The sequence below is a fragment of the Mesorhizobium sp. M4A.F.Ca.ET.050.02.1.1 genome (genome assembly GCF_003997725.1).
Lineage (GTDB): Bacteria > Pseudomonadota > Alphaproteobacteria > Rhizobiales > Rhizobiaceae > Mesorhizobium.
The window spans coordinates 1-4,623 of record NZ_RZSG01000482.1; the positions used below are offsets into that span (position 1 = coordinate 1).

Sequence of the window (4,623 nt, forward strand, 5' to 3'; positions counted from 1 at the left end):
TCCCTGCATGGTGCGTCATAAAGCTGTCACAAACAACCGCTCGCCTTGACCATCTGTGGCCGGACCTCAAGCCGGCTGACGACGATATGCGAGCCGGTACCATACCTGTCAGTCCTCGTTCATCCGATGATGCAGGAAAAGGACACAGGAGATGGCTACCAAAGAAAAAAGGAGGAATGTGAGCCGGGCAAGAGCAGCAGCCGAAACAACTGTTGAAGGCGGCAAGGAAGGAACACCCCGATGCATCCAAGAAAGACATCGCCCGCGCGGCGTTCTTTTCGATCATCGCTAACGCCGACCAGGACCACGGAAAGGTCAAAAACCTACAGGCATTCGCCATCGCAGGCCGAGTGAGCGGCGACGCTTAGTGAGGCGGCACCCAAATGTCCCGTTGCAACCGTTGTCGATGCTTCATCCAATTCACACCCTAAGCGCGTTTCGGACATCTCGAGTTTGCGACAGTGCGGGTCGTTGAATTGGTTGGGAGTCAACCAGTCCAGCTCCCGATGTTACGACTTTAAGTCAAATTTTACCGAACCCGCGCCATGGCTTGAGCACTGCCGGTTGTTTGCGCCGGCGTGTTTCGCGTATGGGGTAACGATGCGTATTGTCCGGGCGATTCCGCTGGTAATGACCGCCGTCCTGCTGGGTGTCCCGACCGCCGGGGCGGGCGAGGGCAGCTGGATATCCGGCGACTGGTATCTGACGCTCGGCGCAACCGGCCTCATCGCGCCGAATTTCGAGGGCGGCAAGAAGTACATGCTCAGCGCCCAGCCGATCATCTCGCTCGGCAAGGTGGGTCCGGAAGCGCGCTTCACCTCGCGCAACGACAACATCTCGCTGGCGCTGATCGACGACGGCAGCGTGCGCGCCGGCCTCACCGGCAAGCTCCTGTTCTCGCGTGCCAGCAAGGACGAATTGGAAGGCCTTGATCCGGTGCGCTGGGGCGGCGAGGTCGGCGGCTTCTTCGAATTCTATCCGCTCGACTGGGTGCGGGCGCGGGCCGAGCTCAGGCATGGCATCCGCGCCCATGACGGCTTCGTCGCCGACATCGCGGCGGATGCCTTCTACGACGTCACGCCGACGGTCCGCATCTCCGGCGGGCCGCGCGTCTCCTTCGCCTCGTCGGGCTATTTCGACGCCTACTACGGCGTCAACGCCACCGAGGCGGCGGCCTCCGGCCTCAGCGAATACCATCCGGACGGCGGCCTGAAGTCGACCGGCCTCGGCGGCGCGATCACCTGGAAGGTGACCGAGCCGATGACGGCCAGCGTCTTCACCGAGTATTCGCGCCTGATGGGGCCGGCGGCCGATTCCAGCCTGGTCAAGGAGCGCGGCGACCGCAACCAGTGGACCGTCGGCGTGTCGACCACCTATCGCTTCGACTTTTCAATGTAGCCGCCTGAACTCGGCGCTTTATTCCTGCTGACTAATCCGCTAAAAGCCCGGCCATGACGAGCTTTTCGCGCCTGTTTGCGATCGCGATACGAATTACGAGCCCGGTGTTCCGGGTGGCCTGAGCGCCGCCGGAGCCGCCGGGACTTTTGCGCGTGGCTCTCGCGCTTTTCCAGATGATGATAGTTCAACGCCCGAGCTTTTCCGCCGCCGGGCAATGCACATGGCAGACCAATGACCGATACCGCTGAAACGATCGACTATTCCCGCACGCTTTACTTGCCGCAGACGGATTTCCCGATGCGCGCCGGCTTGCCCGAGAAGGAGCCGGCGCTGGTCAAGCGCTGGCAGGACATGGACCTTTACCGCACGCTGCGCGAGGAGGCCGCCGGCCGCGAGAAATTCGTGCTGCATGATGGCCCGCCCTACGCCAACGGCAACATCCATATCGGCCATGCGCTGAACAAGATCCTCAAGGACGTTATCAACCGCTCCTTCCAGATGCGCGGCTACGACGCCAACTACGTGCCGGGCTGGGACTGCCACGGCCTGCCGATCGAGTGGAAGATCGAGGAGCAGTACCGCGCCAAGGGCAAGAACAAGGACGAGGTGCCGGTCAACGAATTCCGCAAGGAATGCCGCGACTTCGCCGCGCACTGGATCAAGGTGCAGGGCGGCGAGTTCCAGCGCCTCGGCGTCGTCGGCGATTTCGACAATCCCTATACGACGATGGCTTATCACGCCGAGGCGCGCATCGCCGGCGAGTTGTTGAAATTCGCCATGTCCGGCCAGCTCTATCGTGGCTCGAAGCCGGTCATGTGGAGCGTGGTCGAGCGCACGGCGCTGGCCGAGGCCGAGGTCGAGTACCAGGACTATGAGAGCGACACGATCTGGGTGAAATTCCCGGTCGCGAGCCTCGCGCGCCCGGTCGTCGGCGCCGAGGACGCCGCCGCGGCGGCGCTGTCGGAATCGTCGCTCGATCTGCTCGAGGCCCATGTCGTCATCTGGACGACGACGCCCTGGACCTTGCCCGGCAACCGCGCCGTCAGCTATTCGCCGCGCGTCGCCTACGGTCTCTACGAGGTGACCGCGGCCGAGAACGCGTTCGGTCCACAGCCTAGCGAGAAGCTGATCTTCGCCGACGCGCTGGCCGAGGACGCCGCCGCCAAGGCCAAGGTGACGCTGGCGCGCGTTCACGACGTTTCGGCCGAACAGCTTGCCAGCCTGACGCTTTCGCACCCGTTCAGGGGGCTGGCCGACGGCTACCAGTTCCCGGTGCCGATGATCGGTGGCGAACATGTCACCGACGATACCGGCACCGGCTTCGTGCACACCGCGCCCAGCCACGGCCGCGAGGACTTCGACGCCTGGATGGACGCCGTGGCGGAATTGCTCAAGCGCGGCGTCGACACCGCGATCCCGTTCCCGGTCGACGATGCCGGCTTCTTCACCAAGGACGCGCCGGGCTTCGGTCCGGACCGCGAAGGTGGGGCAGCGCGCGTCATCGACGACAATGGCAAGAAGGGCAACGCCAACCAGGCCGTCATCGAGGAACTGATCAAGCGCAACGCGCTGTTCGCGCGCGGCCGCCTGAAGCATTCCTATCCGCACTCCTGGCGATCCAAAAAACCCATCATCTTCCGCAACACGCCGCAATGGTTCGTCTACATGGACAAGGACCTCGGCGACGGCACGACGCTGCGCAGCCGCGCGCTGAAGGCGATCGACGACACCCGCTTCGTGCCATCCGCCGGCCAGAACCGCATCCGCGCCATGATCGAGGAGCGCCCCGACTGGGTGCTATCGCGCCAGCGCGCCTGGGGCGTGCCGATCGCCGTCTTCGCCGACGTGGACGGCAACGTGCTGAAGGACGAGGCGGTTAACCAGCGCATCATGGAGGCCTTCGAGGCCGAGGGCGCCGACGCCTGGTTCGCGCCCGGCGCCAAGGAGCGCTTCCTCGGCAATCACGATGCCGCGAAATGGCATCAGGTGATGGACATCCTCGATGTCTGGTTCGATTCGGGCTCGACGCATGTCTTCACGCTGGAGGACCGTCCGGATCTCAAATGGCCGGCCGACGTCTATCTCGAAGGCTCCGACCAGCATCGCGGCTGGTTCCACTCCTCGCTGCTCGAAAGCTGCGCCACCCGGGGCAGGGCGCCATACGACACCGTCGTCACCCATGGCTTCACCATGGATGAAGAGGGGCGGAAAATGTCGAAGTCGCTCGGCAACACCGTGGTGCCGCAGGACGTCATCAAACAGTCCGGCGCCGATATCCTCCGGCTCTGGGTGGTGACGACCGACTATTGGGAAGACCAGCGCCTCGGCAAGAACGTGCTGCAGACCAATATCGACGCCTACCGCAAGCTCAGGAACACCATCCGCTGGATGCTGGGCACGCTTGCCCACGACGATGGCGAGGACGTTCCGCTGGATGAGATGCCGGAACTGGAGCGGCTGATGCTGCACCGGCTGTCCGAGCTCGACGAAGTGGTGCGCCAGGGCTACGACGCCTTCGAGTTCAAGCGCATCACGCGCGCTTTGCTCGACTTCATGGTGGTCGAGCTCTCGGCATTCTACTTCGACATCCGCAAGGACGCGCTCTATTGCGACGGGCCATCGAGCCTGCGCCGCAAGGCGGCTGTGCAGGTCGTGCGCCACCTCTTCGAATGCCTGGTGAAGTGGCTGTCGCCGATGCTGCCCTTCACGATGGAAGAGGCCTGGCTCGATCGTCACCCGGATGCCGTCTCGGTGCATCTCGACCAGTTCCCGGTCATTCCGCAAAACTGGCGCAACGAGGCGCTGGCCGAGAAATGGCGCAAGGTCCGGCAGGTGCGCCGCGTCGTCACCGGCGCGCTGGAGATCGCGCGCGCCGAGAAACTGATCGGCTCCTCGCTGGAGGCCGTGCCGGTCGTGAGCCTCGACGATGCCGCGCTGGAAGCGGCGATATCGGATGTCGATATGGCCGAGATGGCGATCACCAGCGATCTCGTCATCGCCAAAGGCAAGGCGCCGGACGGCGCGTTCACGCTGGACGACGTCAAGGGCGTGGCGGTGGTGGTCGAGAAGGCCGAGGACCGCGGGCTCGTTAAGTGCGCGCGGTCGTGGCGCTACACCGCCGATGTCGGGCAGGACGGGGCATTCCCCGATGTTTCGGCCAGGGATGCGGCCGTGCTGCATGAACTGAAAGCGCTTGGGCGGCTTTAGGTGCATGTCGCCCAAAAG

4 protein-coding genes are annotated in these 4,623 nt (G+C 64.2%); all 4 read left to right on the forward strand.

Going from position 1 to position 4,623, the window contains the following annotated elements:
• Nucleotides 1–182: hypothetical protein (locus EOA33_RS39825; RefSeq protein WP_210212601.1), on the forward strand; the 182-nt coding region annotated here is incomplete at its 5' end.
• A gap of 30 nt (nt 183–212) precedes the next feature.
• Nucleotides 213–368, forward strand: a complete 156-nt coding sequence (locus EOA33_RS39255; RefSeq protein WP_189375224.1) for a hypothetical protein — start codon at nt 213–215, stop codon at nt 366–368.
• A gap of 262 nt (nt 369–630) precedes the next feature.
• The gene (locus tag EOA33_RS25020; protein ID WP_245455485.1) at nt 631–1,398 is read left to right on the forward strand and encodes a MipA/OmpV family protein; all 768 of its coding nucleotides are present in this window, start codon (nt 631–633) and stop codon (nt 1,396–1,398) included.
• Nucleotides 1,399–1,629: 231 nt separating this feature from the next.
• Nucleotides 1,630–4,605 carry an isoleucine--tRNA ligase gene (gene ileS, locus EOA33_RS25025; RefSeq protein ID WP_127406843.1) on the forward strand — a complete coding sequence of 992 codons (2,976 nt, stop codon included), beginning with the start codon at nt 1,630–1,632 and terminating at the stop codon, nt 4,603–4,605.
• Nucleotides 4,606–4,623: the final 18 nt, after the last annotated feature.

Bases quoted from the DNA above. Each gene is read 5' to 3' on its own strand.
- ileS (WP_127406843.1), top strand. From the start codon at position 1,630: ATGACCGATACCGCTGAAACGATCGACTATTCCCGCACGCTTTACTTG.
- EOA33_RS25020 (WP_245455485.1), top strand. From the start codon at position 631: ATGACCGCCGTCCTGCTGGGTGTCCCGACCGCCGGGGCGGGCGAGGGC.